This window comes from Thiothrix fructosivorans, from assembly GCF_017349355.1.
In the GTDB taxonomy this organism is placed as follows: domain Bacteria; phylum Pseudomonadota; class Gammaproteobacteria; order Thiotrichales; family Thiotrichaceae; genus Thiothrix; species Thiothrix fructosivorans.
The window spans coordinates 1,609,792-1,624,496 of sequence record NZ_JAFMPM010000006.1 but is presented as its reverse complement, the minus strand read 5'-3'; the positions used below and the strand labels follow the sequence as shown (position 1 = coordinate 1,624,496).

Here is a 14,705-nt window from a genome sequence, read left to right as displayed (position 1 = left end):
GAACCATGACCACCACACTTTCCCCCGAACTGCTAGGTCGGATGGATGCTTACTGGCGTGCCACTAACTACCTCTCCGTTGGACAGATTTACCTGTTCGACAACCCGCTGTTAAAACGCCCGCTGACACTGGCGGATGTGAAGCACACCCTGCTAGGGCATTGGGGTACAACGCCCGGACAGAATTTCATTTACGTGCATCTGAACCGCATCATCAAGCAATATGATCTCAACATGCTCTACATCTCCGGCCCCGGACACGGTGGGCCTGCGGTGGTGAGCAATACCTACCTCGAAGGCACGTACAGCGAAATCTACCCCGACATCAGCCAAGATGAAGCCGGGTTGCAAAAGCTGTTCCTGCAATTTTCGTTTCCCGGCGGTATTCCCAGCCATGCGTCGCCGGAATGCCCCGGTTCGATCCACGAAGGCGGCGAACTGGGCTATTCGCTCAGTCATGCGTTTGGCGCGGTATTCGACAATCCCGATTTGGTGGTAGCGTGCGTGGTCGGCGATGGCGAGGCAGAAACGGGGCCGCTGGCAACGTCATGGCATTCCAACAAGTTCCTTGATCCGGTCACGGATGGGGTGGTGTTGCCAATAAGGCTGGACGGGGCCAAAGATCGTCGATGGCGTGCAAATCGAGGGCACGTTCCGAGCGCATCAAGTGCCCCTTTCCAACCCCGCCGCTCATCCCGAACACCTCCAATTGCTGGAGGATTGGCTCAAAAGCTACCGACCAGAAGAGCTTTTCGATAAACACGGGCGTTTGCTCGCGGAACTGGCAGAACTTGCGCCCACGGGTGAACGGCGTATGGGTGCAAACCCTCACGCCAACGGCGGCATATTACTGCGCGATTTGCGGATGCCGGATTTTCAGGATTACGCGGTGGATGTACCCACACCGGGCGTGCGCGGCATTGGCGATACGCATGTGCTAGGACGTTTCCTGCGCGATGTGGCAACACTGAACGGTAAGCAACGCAATTTTCGCATCTTCGTCCCCGATGAAACGTTGTCCAACGGCCTCGAAGCCCTGTTTGAAGTCACCCAGCGTCAATGGGATGCGGCGACCGTAGCGAATGACGAATTTCTCGCCCCCAGCGGGCGGGTGCTGGATTCGATGCTCAGCGAACACCAATGCGAAGGCTGGCTGGAGGGCTATTTGCTGACCGGGCGGCATGGGCTGTTCAATTGCTACGAAGCCTTCATCCACATCATTGATTCGATGTTCAACCAACACGCCAAGTGGCTTAAAGTCACCGCGCATCTACCTTGGCGGCGCAAGATTGCCTCGCTGAATTACCTGCTGGCTTCGCACGTGTGGCGGCAAGACCACAACGGTTTTACCCACCAAGACCCCGGTTTCATTGACCATGTGGTAAACAAAAAAGCCGAAGTTGTACGGGTGTATTTTCCGCCGGATGCCAACTGCCTGCTGTCGGTGATGGATCATTGCTTGCGCAGCCGCCACTACGTCAATGTGGTGATTGCGGGCAAACACCCTGCCCCGCAATGGCTGTCGATGGAAGCCGCCGTCAAGCATTGCACCCAAGGCATTAGCATCTGGCAATGGGCAAGTAACGACCAAGAGGCGGAAACTGATGTGGTCATGGCGTGCTGTGGCGATGTGCCGACGCTAGAAACGCTGGCGGCGGTGTCGATCCTGCGCGAACACTTACCCGACCTGAAAATTCGCGTGGTGAACGTTGTCAATCTGATGAAACTACAACCGCAGAGCGAGCATCCACACGGCTTGAGCGATGCCGATTTCGACACGATTTTCACCAAGGATAAGCCGGTGATTTTTGCGTTCCATGCCTACCCGTGGCTGATCCATCGGCTGACTTATCGGCGCACCAACCACGACAATTTCCATGTGCGCGGCTACAAGGAAGAAGGCACGATCAGCACGCCGTTTGATATGACGGTGGTGAACGACCTCGACCGCTTCCATTTAGTGATGGATGCCATTGACCGCTTGCCGCAAACAGGCGACAAGGGTAGTTATCTGAAGCAGCAGCTTAAGGACAAGCTGGTAGAACATCGGCAGTACATTAACCAGTATGGGCGAGATATGCCGGAAATTCGGGATTGGATGTGGCGTTAGCACGCTTCCCACAACACACGCTCAAACCCAAGCGACACCACTGCCAAACAATGCAAACGCTCAGGTTGCTGGTATTTGGTTTCCAGTGCCTGACGGTAATCCTGCAACTGGGTCAACGCCGCCTGCATCGCTGTCTGCACCACAGGTAATGCTGTCAAAGCTTCACGGGATTGGTTGCGCACCTGTTCCGCCGTGAGTTTGGCGTCTGCCAGCGACACGTATTTGAATTCCAGCACAATGTCTTTCAGCAGCGGGAAACGCCGCATATTGGGGCGGATAATCATCAACAGGTCAGAATAACGCCGCTGGATGACCGCTTCCGAATCCATAATGTAATACAGATCGTTGAACAGCAGCGTCATGAAGGCGGTTTTCACCGTGAGTTCGTTGCTCCAGCGGTAATCACGGTTGCTGAACACGGCGAAATATTTTTTCTCGACAAATTCGACCACGGGCTGCAAGTCAGCCGTCTGGTAGAAGTTTTCTGCCAAGTATTGTGCGGTTTGCTGGTCTTCAAAGCGCGGCAAGGTTTGTTCTTTGAGTTGCTCAACATACACACCACGGATCACTAGATTGGGGATTGCCAGCACCAGCCGCCCCATGCCATCCACATCTGCTATCGTTAACACGCCAAAAAAATACAGCAGGGAGAGCATGTAAGTCGGATCGTGTTGCACCCGTTGCAATTGTTCTACCCCGAAGCGGGTTTCCAATTGCCGCAAGGGGGTGGTGCGGGTTTCATCCAGAATCTGGTCAATCACTGCCGCGCCTGCTGGCAGGTTGACAATGTAACGGATACGCCCCGCATCCATCGCCAGATTGCCGTCGAGCATTTGGCGCGGCATATCGCCGTTCTGCTGGTAATGGCGCAAAAAGTAAAAGCTCAAGGTGGGGTTATACACCAGCGGCAACGTCAACACTTCGCAAAAGCGGTAGCCGTTATAGAATCGCCGCATCACATCCAGAATACTCGTAATTTTACTGCTATCCTGCTGATGGGCTTGCAGAATTTGCTGCAATAACAACGTCAGTTCGTCTTGCGTCACCCCACACAAGGCATTGAAACGTTCATCCAGATAAATGCTGGTGGCAACATTGTAGCCACTGGTCATGTCGCTCAATACCACGGGGGAAACACCCGTGATGAATACCCGCGAAATTTTGCCCTCGGACGCACTCGCCTTGATCACTTTGAACAAGGTTTTCAACACGCCCTCGCCTTCCAGCAAGTCGTGGTAACGTACTCGATCACGCGGGTCACTGGTGAGGATTTCATTGGCGAAATTGTCGTATTCGTCAATCAGCAGGTAGACGGTATGCCCGCTGTTTTTGACTACGCCCGCCAAGGATTCAAATGAAGCAATCGCATTGTGAGGCAAAATCGTTACCGCAGAGGTCAGGGTATGGCGGTACTTTTCCACGAACTCCTCAATCGCCACGTTGATATGCTCAAACAGATTGCGCTTAATCTGTTCAATATCACCCTGCCCCGACACTTTGGAAAAATCCCAACGCAAGATCAGGTACTGGTTGTGTTCGGCGGTAGGATTTTTGCCAATGGCAAGATCGCCAAATAGCGCAGGAAAGTCATCTGCCGTGTGGCGGTCGTAGTAATTCGCCAGCGTTGACAACAGCAGGGATTTCCCAAACCGACGCGGGCGCAGGAACACCAACTGATCGCCTGCGGCTTCTATCGCGGGGATGTGGGCAGTGCGGTCAAAGTACAACATACCTTGGGAGCGAATGCGCTGGAAATCACTGATACCGTAGGGAAATTGGATCATAGTATGGCAACATTTTGACTGATATATGCAGTCAGTTTAGCACGGGCAGGTACAAGAAGTGTTATGCTGCACAGTGTCATTTCGCTTCTGAATGATCCCTTAGAGCATCACCTTTATGCAACGCTATAAAATCCTACACCGCACCTACTACAACTTCCCTGCCAGCGTGCGCCTTGAACCGCACACTTTGCGCCTGCGCCCCCGCGAAGGCTACGAACTACACATCGAATCTTCCACCCTCGACATTACGCCCGCCGCGTCCCTGCGCTGGCATCGGGACGTGGAAGACAATTCCGTTGCCATCGCCACCTTCACCACGCCGACCCAGCAGCTTGCGATCGAAAGCCAAATCATCATCCAGCAATACAACCAGTCGCCGCTCGATTTTTTGGTGGAAGATTACGCGACACACTACCCTTTCGCCTACAAGCCGGAAGACAAAGTGGTACTCGCGCCCTACATGAATACCGTGAGTAACGGTCAGTTGCGCCAATGGGTAGCCAGCGTCTGGCAACCGGGCGAGAAGATTCAAACCTACAGCTTGTTGCAACGCCTTGCCATCCGCATCCAGCAAACCTTGGTGTATCAATTGCGCGAAGAACCGGGGGTGCAATCCACCACCGAAACGCTCACTCGTGGCACAGGCTCATGCCGTGACTCGGCGTATCTGTTCATGGAAGCTGCCCGCAGCTTGGGTTTCGCCGCGCGTTTTGTCAGCGGCTATTTGCACACCCAACTTGCCCCAACCGACTTAGGCTCGACTCATGCGTGGGCAGAAGTGTTCCTCCCCGGCGCAGGCTGGAAAGGTTTCGACCCGACCATTGGCGCAATCGTCGGCACCGACCACATCGCCGTAGCGGTCGCCCGCTTGCCCGAATCCGTGCCACCCGTGGCAGGCGCATTCGTCGGGCCACCGGGGGCAACGCTTACGGTGGGCGTTTGGGTGACAGCTTTGTAACCAGTTTCAGCACCACCACATGGTGAGGTTATCCTCGATGTTCTGACTACAGTTCCCAATCTTCCAAGCGTAAATCGGGTACACGCTTGAATTCGTCCGTGTTATGTGTGACCAGCGTCAAATCGCAAGCACGGGCAATGGCAGCAATTTGTAAGTCATACGGGCCGATGGGTTTACCCTGTTTTTTCAGGTAGGCACGTATCTCGCCAAAATGATCAGCAGCCTTACCATCAAATGGCAGAGAGTCAACGACTGCAAACAATGTGTGCAGACGGGTAAAATTTTCCGTTTGACGTGCGCTGTTATAAGCGCCAAACAACAATTCACCTTTCACTACATCGCAAAGTAACACCGTCCCTTGCGGTGCGGCAGCTACACGTTGATGGACAGGAGACGGCTTCTTGCCGAGATAGGCAATCCAAGCATTAGTATCCAGCAGCCACATCAGTCTAATCCTCGTCTAACCTCAAATGTCCCTTGCGGCTCACGTATCAACTCGCCTTCCCAGCAACCTGCCAATGCGGCTAATGGATTGGGGGTAGAAATAGTAGTGGCTGCATTCTCTGCGGGAGAGCGAACTTTGTAGGAAAAGTACAGAAAATCAATAAACTGGCGTAATTCTTTCAGTGCTTCGGGGGGTAGGATTTCAATCCTGTGGATAATGTCGTGGTCGGGTGCAAGCAACATAATTGTTATCCTCCTTTTGATCATGTCGGAAAGAGTGACAGATTGCTTATGATAGCGTAAACACAGCAGGCGTTCAGTATTTTGACTGTTGGCTAATGTGGCTTCCCTTAGTTGCTGCATAATTTAGTGGCAATCTGATGGATGGTGATTGACCAATTAATAAATAAATTTCGTGACACTATTTAGGCTAATGGTGTTTTGCGCGAGAAACAATCTTGTGCACCACCACAAAAAACACTGGCACAAAGAAAATCCCCAGCACGGTCGCGGCAATCATCCCGCCCATCACGCCCGTCCCCACGGAATGCTGGCTGCCTGACCCTGCCCCTGTGCTAATCACCAGCGGCAATACACCCAGAATAAACGCCAGCGAGGTCATCAAAATCGGACGCAAGCGTATCCGCACCGCCTCCAACGTTGCTTCAATCAGCCCATAACCTTGCCCCATCAATTCCTTGGCGAATTCCACAATCAGGATGGCATTTTTCGCCGACAGCCCAATCGTCGCCAGCAAACCCACCTGAAAATACACGTCATTGCTCAAACCGCGTGTGTAGGTTGCCAGCAATGCGCCGACAATTCCCAGCGGCACAACCAGCATGACCGAAAACGGAATCGACCAGCTTTCATACAACGCTGCCAACGCCAAAAACACCACCAGCATCGAAATCGCGTACAGCAACGGTGCTTGCGCCCCCGATGCCCGTTCTTGTGCCGACATGCCCGACCATTCAAAGCCGATCCCTGCTGGCAAACCTTTGATAATGTCTTCCGCAATCTGCATCGCCGTGCCGGAACTCACGCCCACCGCTGGCGCACCCGTGATTTCCATCGACGACATGCCGTTAAAACGCTCCAGCACGGGCGCACCGTAGACCCAACGCCCCGTCGCAAACGCTGAAAACGGCACCATTTCACCGGACGCATTGCGCACAAACCACAGCTTCAAATCATCCGGCAACATACGGCTGCTGGCTTCGCCCTGCACGTACACCTTCTTTACCCGCCCCTTGTCGATGAAATCGCTGACGTATGAGCCACCCCACGCGGTAGACAAGGTATCATTGATGGTGGCAATCGACACGCCCATTGCCCCCGCCTGCGCAATGTCGAGGTCGATTTGATACTGGGCGGTATCGTCTTGCCCATTGGCACGCACGCCGGTAAGCCGTTCGTCCTGACTCGCTTGCTTCACGAAATCATCCCGCGCTGCCACCAAAGCTTCATGCCCCAATCCGGCACGGTCTTGCAAGCGTATTTCAAACCCCGACGCATTGCCCAAACCGCGCACCGCAGGCGGTGCATTTGCCACCACGCTGGCATCGCGGATGCGCTTGAATGCGGCAGTTGCCCGTTGCGCCACAGCTTGTACTGTCTGATCAGCACCGGGACGTTCCGACCAGTCCACCAAACGCACAATCACCCGCGCCACGTTTTGGCTATTGCCGGATGTGCCTGTGCCAGCAGTGGCAAACATGCCTTTCAGCACGTCCTTTTCCTTGTCCATAAAATGCTGTTCGACCTGTGCAATCACCTTGAGGGTACGTTCTTGCGTTGCCCCCGGTGGCAAGCGGACTTGCACAAATAACGCGCCTTGGTCTTCGTCAGGCAGGAAAGAGGTAGGGAGTTTCACGAACAAAAAGCTCATCAGACCGATGATTAGTGCGTAGATGATCAGGTAGCGGAAGGGGCTTAGGATCATGCGTTTGACGATAGCTTGGTACACATTTTTTCTTGCTCCCTTCACCCCTTGCGGGGGAAGGGCTGGGGATGGGGGGGACTTCTTCTCCTTCAACAACGACGCACACAACGCCGGAGTCAGCACCAACGCCACCAGCACCGACAAGCCCATTGCTGACACCAGCGTGATCGAAAACTGGCGGTAAATCACCCCTGTCGATCCGCCAAAAAACGCCATTGGCACGAATACCGCCGACAACACCAGCGCGATCCCCACCAATGCGCCGGTAATTTGTGTCATGGATTTGCGGGTGGCTTCACGCGCTGGAAGCTTTTCTTCCACCATCAAACGTTCCACGTTTTCCACCACCACAATCGCATCATCCACCAACAAACCAATCGCCAGCACCACGCCAAACAGCGTCAAGGTATTGATGGAATAACCCGCGACGTACAACACCGCCATCGTCCCCAGCAATACCACGGGCACAGTAATGGTCGGAATCAAGGTTGCCCGGAAATTTTGCAGGAACACCAACATCACCAAGAACACCAGTGCTACCGCTTCCAGCAACGTGATGATCACACCCTTGATGGAAATGCGAATGAACGGCGAGGCATCGCTGGGAATTTCAGCCTTCAAACCGGGCGGGAAATAGGCTTCCAACTCGGTGAGTTTGGCACGCACGGCTTCGGCGGTTGCCAGCGCATTGGCACCACTCGCCAACGTCACCGCCAAACCCGACGACGGCTGCCCCTTGTAGCGCGAAATCACGTCGTAGTTTTCGCTACCCAATTCCACCCGTGCCACATCGCTGAGACGTACCACCGCCCCATCCGCCGCTGTTTTCAGGACAATGGCGCGGAATTGTTCGGGGGTTTGCAAGCGCGATTGCGCGGTGACAGTAGCGTTTAATTGCTGGTCAGGCATGGCAGGCGTTGCCCCCAATTGCCCCGCCGATACTTGGGTGTTTTGTGCTTGAATCGCGCTTTTGATCTCGCTGGTGGTCAGCTTGTATTGGGTAAGCTTGAACGGATCAAGCCAGATGCGCATCGCATACGCCGCGCCAAACACTTGCGTATTGCCGACCCCTTCCACCCGACTGATCGAATCTTGGATATTGGTGGTGATGTAATCAGCAATATCGGTCTGTTTCATACTGCCATCTGCGGAGACAAACGCCAGCACCACGAGGAAGCCGCTGGAACTTTTGGTCACGCGCAAGCCTTGGCGTTGCACCGATTCGGGCAATTGTGTCAACGCCAGTTGCAGCTTGTTTTGCACCTGCATTTGCGCAATGTCGGGGTCGGTATCCGCGCTGAAACTGAGCGATATGCTGGCACTGCCGGATGAGCTGCTGCTGGAGGCAATGTATTGCAAGCCATCCAGCCCCGTCATGCGCTGCTCGATGATTTGCGTCACCGAATCTTCGACAATCTTGGCGGATGCGCCGGGGTAGCTGGCATTCACCGAAATGGTCGGCGGCGCAATGTCGGGGTATTGCTCAATCGGCAACTTGGGAATGGCGAGGATACCCGCCAACATGATGACGATAGCAATAACCCACGCGAAAATCGGGCGGTCAATGAAGAAACGGGACATTACTTACCCCCGCCGACTGGCACAGCCTTGACCTTCGTATCCGGCTTGATTTTTTGCAAGCCATCCACCACGACCTGTTCACCTGCTTGCAAACCGCTTTCCACCAACCACTTGCTGCCAATCGCTTGAGTGGCTTGTACGGTGCGTTTTTCCAGCGAATGATCGGCTTTCACGACCCAAACGCTGGCTTCGCCATTGGCTTTGCGAGTCACGCCTTGTTGCGGCACGAGTAGCGCATTGTTACGCACGGCTGAACCCAGCAACGCCCGCACGAACATCCCCGGTAGCAACTGGCGGTCGGGATTGGGGAATTCGGCGCGAATGGTGACACTGCCCGTATTGGCATCGACGTTCAGGTCGGTAAATGCCAGTTTGCCTGCGTGGGCGTAGGCACTGCCATCCGATAAAAGCAGTTTGACGGGTACGGCGGCATCGCGTTGCAGGTTAAGCAATTCCGCGCTCGACTGGGTAATGTCCACCAGAATCGGGTCGAGTTGCTGGATGGTGGTCAGCGTAGTGGCTTGATTGGCAGTGACTAATGCGCCAGCGGTGACGGCGGATTTGCCGATGAAACCGTCCAACGGGGCTTTGACTTGGGTGTAAGCAAGGTTTAAGCGGGCAGTTTTCAGGGCGGCTTGCGCCACGGCGACATCGGCTTCAGCTTGTTTTTGTTCGGTGAGCTGGTCATCTTGGCTGTCGCGGCTGATTAATCCGCGTGTTGCCAAGCCTTGCCCGCGTTGGGCTTTGCTGCGAGCGGCGTTCAAGGTGGCTTCGGCTTTGGCAAGCTGGGCGGCGGCAGTATCGACGGCAACTTGGTAGGTGGCACTGTCGATTTGGTAAAGTGGCGTGCCTTTTTTGATTTGCGAGCCTTCTTGGAACAGGCGTTCCTGGATAATGCCGGTGACTTGCGGGCGCACTTCGGCGCTTTGCAACGGCGTGACTCGCCCCGCTAATTCATTGGTCAGGGTGACGGTTTCGGGTTGCAGGGTGACGACACCGACTTCGGTTTCTTTCGGTGGCGCTTTGCCCTGCGCGTCCTTGGTCTCGCCACAAGCACTGAGCAAAGCAGCGCCCAGCAACAGGGCTGTCAGCGTGATGGTGAATTTGGCGGTGTTTCGCATAATGACCTTTGTTCTCATAGCACGTAGCGTATCAGGTAGGCTAACAATATCCCGCCTACCATGACCATTAGAACTGATAAAATCAGGGTCGTATAGGTCAGGTCATACGGAAAATCCGTTTCCGATGCGATGTGCCGTTTACAGACAAAGAGCAGCAAGCAGGGGTTGGCGGGTTACGCAGCCTCTGCCATCAGGGTGAAGTCGGCATGAATCTCGTCGTAGGGTACGCAAACACCCTCCGCATCTTGTTCGACAATGCCATGTTCGATGAGGATTTTAATGTCATCGTGTACCCGTCGGACATCACGCCCTGACTGCCGCGCTAGTTCACGGATGCTGGTTTTACCGAGGGTTTGCAGTTTTATAACCAAATCCCAACGACGGGCGTTGATCACCTCAAAAAACATGCTGGGGGAAGTGAACGTCAGGTATTCGCCTGCGTATTCGCTTTTATTCCACGCAGTCAGGAAACGCGCTGCTGAGGCTTGCATCGCCTGTTTTTCAGATTGGATTTTGATTTCGAGGGTGCGTTTAGGGTTGTTTTGCATGGTATTGCCTCCGTTGTTCTTCTACATCAGCTAAAAAATCTCCAACCAGTTGCTGGATGGTAACGAAAGGGTAAGCCTCTTCGCGCTCGCCATAGTGTCGGTGATCACCTTTGGGGCGTTCGTTGTCATAACCGACAATCCGATCATTTGGTAGTCCGAAGAATAGGCGATATTTGTAGAGATGCTGACTGCCTGCCACGGGTTGCGGCACTTCCCAGATCACCATTTCTTGTATGTATCCGCCTTCGTACACGATTCTGTCTTTCAGGATGAGTGTTGCTTTCATGTTGACATTATGACAACGGATGAGGGGTGAAATCAATGCTGTTTGGTGTTGTTAGCGTTATTTCCTCAAGCCGCTTTTTGCTGGGGCAGATGCACGTCAACTACGATTTCTGAGTAGGGCGTGAAAATTTTGCCGTTAGCATCGCGTTCGATGGCAAGCCATTCCATCAGGCGTTCCACGTCGTTATGGACGTTTTTGTAGTCGCGTTGCAAGGTGCGGGCGAGTTCGGCAATGCTCATTACGCCGTGTTCGCGTAACACTGCCAGCAAGTCCCAACGTTTGGGGGTGAAAACACTGAGCATCTGGCTGACGTTTTTGAAGCCTACACCGAAGTAAGGAGCGGGTTCTTCGCCGACTTCGAGGCGTTCTAGCATTTGTTGGGCGAGTGCCAGTGAGGACTGGATGCTTGTGCCTACTTTGATGGTCAGGATGTTTTGGTTCATGCGTTTACCCCTGCGATAAAGCTCTTGTGTGCTTGCTACCAAACATAGCATAAGCGAACAGTGGTGAAGGTCATCAATATGTTATACTGCGCAAATTCTTGTCTAACTAAAATCATTTCTTATGACCAATAGTATTGCGTTTGACTGGCTTCTTTTCGCGCTACTTATCGCGGTGAGTGGCATGGCACTGTGGGCTTTCTATGTATGGTGGAAGAAAGATCGTCACACCCGCGAACGCTTTGCCTTTTTTGGTTTTATAGGGATCTTTGGTTTTGTGGGGTTGTATCTGAGTGCCTTCCTCCTAGAGAACTCCATCATCGGCAGTGTGCTGATGATCTTACTTAAGCCTTTTGGCTTCAATCTTCAGCCGCTAACACCGCCGCTCAGTCCATTGGAAGCAGTGCTATTTTTCTTCGTCATTCTGGTGTTAGCCGTCGCATACGTAAGCGTATTCAAAAACTGGAATGGGCAAAAAAGCCTTGCCCAGCATGAACAAGAGCAAAACTGCGACCCAGCCAGTATTTTGCGTGATATTCGTCTGTTCTTGGAAAGAACACCGGATGCGAAGGAGAAACGTAAACCCTATTCCGCTGAAGCTGATCAGTACAATACGCTGTTGGATAGACCGGAGACACTGACATGGCACGAACGCGCCAAACAATTGTGGTGCTTGCGTAATCGTAGCTACTTGTTTGGGGGTGAATTCGACCCTGCGCACAAATGTTGGATAGGTGAGGAAAAGCATACAGGGGCATTAGTGTTACTCGCTTGCCCACAGTATGTCCCTAGTGCTGCTGCGTTATCTGCGTGGCTCGATTACGCTCGCAAAGTTGCTGATCATCAAGAGAAAAAAGCGATTGAACTCATCATCACCCATAAAGAGGGTGAACCCAATCCAGCAGAGCATCATCCTGACTACAGCATCACTTACACCAATGAAGCCGCACTGTTATTGGAGTTAGTGGACTTTTCCGATTATTTTGCCGACATTCAATATCGGGTTGAACGTGCAAAACTTCCAGAAAGTCATTTAACTTTGCAGGACACTTACACTCCCTCTTTGTATCGGTTGGCAAAAGAAGCAGAACCTCAACCTGAATCATTAGAGGTGTATATTCAACAATGGCTACGAGATAATTCTAGCAAGCAACTAGCAGTGCTAGGTGAATATGGACAGGGTAAAAGTACTGTTTCCTTGTTACTTAGTTACCATTTGATCAAGCAGTACAGTTTCGATACTCACACTAGTATTCCAATACTGATTGAGCTTCGAGGTAAAACATTAAGAAGCCTTCCACCAGAAGAGTTATTGGCAACATGGGCTTATCGTTATGGGATTAATGTTAAGGCACTATTGCATTTACACATGGCGGGGAGATTGCTGCTGATTTTTGAAGGCTTTGATGAAATTGATTTGAGTGGTGATACTGAAGCACGAATTAGTCATTTTCATAGTTTGTGGAAATTAAACTATCAGCGCTCAAAACTAATCATTACCGGACGACCTAACTTCTTTCTGGATAGCAAGGAGTTAACTCGCGCACTAGGAGAAACAGACCAAACACATACACTGTATCTTCAGCCATTTAATGTTGAACAGATTGAAAATAGCTTACGTTCAGCAGATGAGCAAGTTCGCCATGAAATTGTGCAACTCGCCAAAGAAGATAAGAAATTTTTAGAGGTTGCTTCACGCCCATCGTTACTGCATTTGGTGGCATTACTTTGGAAACGCGAAGAGCTTCATAAACATGAACATATCAATTCAGCAACTGTTATTGATCTATTCATTCAACAAACATTAAAACGCCAACAAGATAAAAATGATGAACGCCCATTCATGATATTAAATACAGCGGAACGTCATTATTTTATGATGGGGATAGCTGCATACATGGCTGTCAAAAACTTACCCAATCAAATAGGCAAAGATGAATTAACCAAAACGGTCAACAGACTGATTGATGCAGTTCCAGAAGATGTTTCGCGTTCCGTCAGTTCATTAAAAGGTGAGGATGCATGTCCTCTACGTAGTAATGCACGATTTGAGTGGAATACTCGCCGAACTGAAATTATCGAAAAGATCAATACTGATGTACGTTCCTGTGGTTTATTGGTAACAGACTTGAGCAAAGATGGCATGTTCAAATTTGCTCACAAATCCTACATGGAACTTCTGCAAGCCAAAGTCATTAGCCAATTATTCTCCTTCAATAAAACATCTGCCACTTCTATAAAAAACACAATGAATATGCATATTAATGATGCATTAAGAACAAAAGAAGTCTTAACATTCTTTGCAGAGCTGTTAAAAGCCGATTTATCAAAAAACCACTCTGAGATACCCATCCAAGAAAAAACATGGCGCGTATTATTTGACGAACCGCAATTCAAGTACTTTCCATTTGCAAAATCAGTCGCAACATTCATTAATATCTATATTTTTAGTCTTTTAGCGCCGCTCCCACGCCTGCGCTTATCGTCGTTGCCATTATCCGCGTTTTTTTTGTCGCTGGGGACGTTGTCGGGGATGTGGGGGATGTTATCGGTAGTGGGAAATGTGAGCTTGGAGAAATTTTTGTTATTAACGCCATCATTGTTATTTTTAGTTGGGCTTGGCGTGGGAATGGGAATCACCTCAATCTTCATCTCGAAGTTTCTGATAACGTCAAGTCTTTGGTTTTTGATTTGCAGGGAGCTACAAATTTCTGATGAAGAAATAAGAAAATATATTGGAAAAAAAATGATGGTTACATATGAAAAACTTAGCAAAGAAGCAGGGATTTCATGATTATGAACGACCTCCACTGGCAAATCCCCCCCAACCCCGCCACCGCGCTAATGCTGGCAAAACGCCAACTCAGCGAATTCGTCTGCGATGCGGTCAATCTGGAAGGCATCAACATGACCCTGCCAGAAGTCCAGACCCTACTGGACGGCATCACCGTAGGCGGACACAAACTTTCCGACCAGCAAATTACGGTAAATCAAGGCAACGCATGGCGGCTGTTGTTTAGCTGGCTCGAACGCGGCGAATTCACTATTTCCGCCGAAAAAGCCTGCGCACTCCACGCCGCTGCGGGCAAAGAAGAGGCATTAGAATGGGGACGCTTCCGCTCCGGTGGCGTATTCATCGCGGGAACAGATTACATGCCCCCACCCGTCGCCGAATTGCCCGCCCGTTTCGAGGCATTGATTACCGACCTTGCCTACATCGACGACATTTACGACCAAGCCATCCACATTTTCCTGACGATGGCGCGTTGCCAGTTTTTCTACGACGTGAACAAGCGCATGGGGCGTTTCATGATGAACGGGCATTTGCTCCAGCACGGCTATCCCGCAATCAACCTACCCGCCAAACGCCAACTGGAATTCAACACCTTGATGCTGGCGTTTTATGATTCGGGTGATGAAAGCGCGATGAATGCGTTTATGCGTTCGTGCATGGATGAGCGGGTGTTGCGGATTATGCGCGAGGCATGA

General features: G+C 51.7%; 13 protein-coding genes. 5 read left to right on the top strand and 8 right to left on the bottom strand.

Translation table 11 applies throughout. The features are described from left to right. The first annotated feature begins 5 nt into the window (after positions 1–5). Together J1836_RS21550 and J1836_RS11315 are read left to right on the top strand one after the other, a co-directional pair. Positions 6–758, top strand: coding sequence for a phosphoketolase family protein (locus tag J1836_RS21550; RefSeq protein WP_242632797.1), 753 nt, complete (start codon positions 6–8; stop codon positions 756–758). Further along, positions 640–2,109, top strand: a complete 1,470-nt coding sequence (locus J1836_RS11315) for a phosphoketolase family protein (protein WP_242632839.1) — start codon at positions 640–642, stop codon at positions 2,107–2,109. The genes J1836_RS21550 and J1836_RS11315 overlap by 119 nt, the downstream gene beginning before the upstream one ends. On the opposite strand, the gene J1836_RS11310 is transcribed toward J1836_RS11315, so the two are convergent. Then, entirely contained in the window at positions 2,106–3,893 is a 1,788-nt protein-coding gene (locus tag J1836_RS11310) for an AAA family ATPase (protein ID WP_207251187.1), read from the bottom strand. The genes J1836_RS11315 and J1836_RS11310 overlap by 4 nt on opposite strands. Before the next feature lie 115 nt (positions 3,894–4,008). Between J1836_RS11310 and J1836_RS11305 the strand changes: the two genes are divergently transcribed. Beyond that, on the top strand, positions 4,009–4,851 hold the full coding sequence (locus J1836_RS11305; RefSeq protein ID WP_207251186.1) for a transglutaminase family protein: 843 nt from the start codon (positions 4,009–4,011) through the stop codon (positions 4,849–4,851). A gap of 46 nt (positions 4,852–4,897) precedes the next feature. On the opposite strand, the gene J1836_RS11300 is transcribed toward J1836_RS11305, so the two are convergent. The 7 genes from J1836_RS11300 to J1836_RS11270 form a co-directional block, all read right to left on the bottom strand. Beyond that, a complete protein-coding gene (locus tag J1836_RS11300) occupies positions 4,898–5,296 on the bottom strand; it encodes a type II toxin-antitoxin system VapC family toxin (RefSeq protein ID WP_207251185.1) in 399 nt (132 codons plus the stop codon). Then, complete coding sequence (locus J1836_RS11295) at positions 5,296–5,538, bottom strand: hypothetical protein (protein WP_207251184.1); 243 nt, start codon at positions 5,536–5,538, stop codon at positions 5,296–5,298. Before J1836_RS11295 ends, J1836_RS11300 begins: the two co-directional genes overlap by 1 nt. Positions 5,539–5,725: 187 nt before the next feature. After that, a complete protein-coding gene (locus tag J1836_RS11290) occupies positions 5,726–8,821 on the bottom strand; it encodes an efflux RND transporter permease subunit (protein WP_207251183.1) in 3,096 nt (1,031 codons plus the stop codon). Then, complete coding sequence (locus tag J1836_RS11285) at positions 8,821–9,942, bottom strand: efflux RND transporter periplasmic adaptor subunit (RefSeq protein WP_207251182.1); 1,122 nt, start codon at positions 9,940–9,942, stop codon at positions 8,821–8,823. Before J1836_RS11285 ends, J1836_RS11290 begins: the two co-directional genes overlap by 1 nt. Positions 9,943–10,115: 173 nt before the next feature. Next, the gene (locus tag J1836_RS11280; protein ID WP_207251181.1) at positions 10,116–10,490 is read right to left on the bottom strand and encodes an HVO_A0114 family putative DNA-binding protein; all 375 of its coding nucleotides are present in this window, start codon (positions 10,488–10,490) and stop codon (positions 10,116–10,118) included. After that, positions 10,474–10,776, bottom strand: a complete 303-nt coding sequence (locus J1836_RS11275; RefSeq protein ID WP_207251180.1) for a toxin-antitoxin system TumE family protein — start codon at positions 10,774–10,776, stop codon at positions 10,474–10,476. The genes J1836_RS11280 and J1836_RS11275 overlap by 17 nt, the downstream gene beginning before the upstream one ends. A 65-nt stretch (positions 10,777–10,841) precedes the next feature. Next, entirely contained in the window at positions 10,842–11,219 is a 378-nt protein-coding gene (locus tag J1836_RS11270) for an HVO_A0114 family putative DNA-binding protein (protein ID WP_207251179.1), read from the bottom strand. Between the two features lie 121 nt (positions 11,220–11,340). Here J1836_RS11270 and J1836_RS11265 point away from each other — a divergent pair, with 121 nt between their 5' ends. Together J1836_RS11265 and J1836_RS11260 are read left to right on the top strand one after the other, a co-directional pair. Continuing rightward, on the top strand, positions 11,341–14,010 hold the full coding sequence (locus J1836_RS11265; protein ID WP_207251178.1) for an NACHT domain-containing protein: 2,670 nt from the start codon (positions 11,341–11,343) through the stop codon (positions 14,008–14,010). Between the two features lie 2 nt (positions 14,011–14,012). Further along, positions 14,013–14,705, top strand: a complete 693-nt coding sequence (locus tag J1836_RS11260) for a Fic family protein (protein ID WP_207251177.1) — start codon at positions 14,013–14,015, stop codon at positions 14,703–14,705.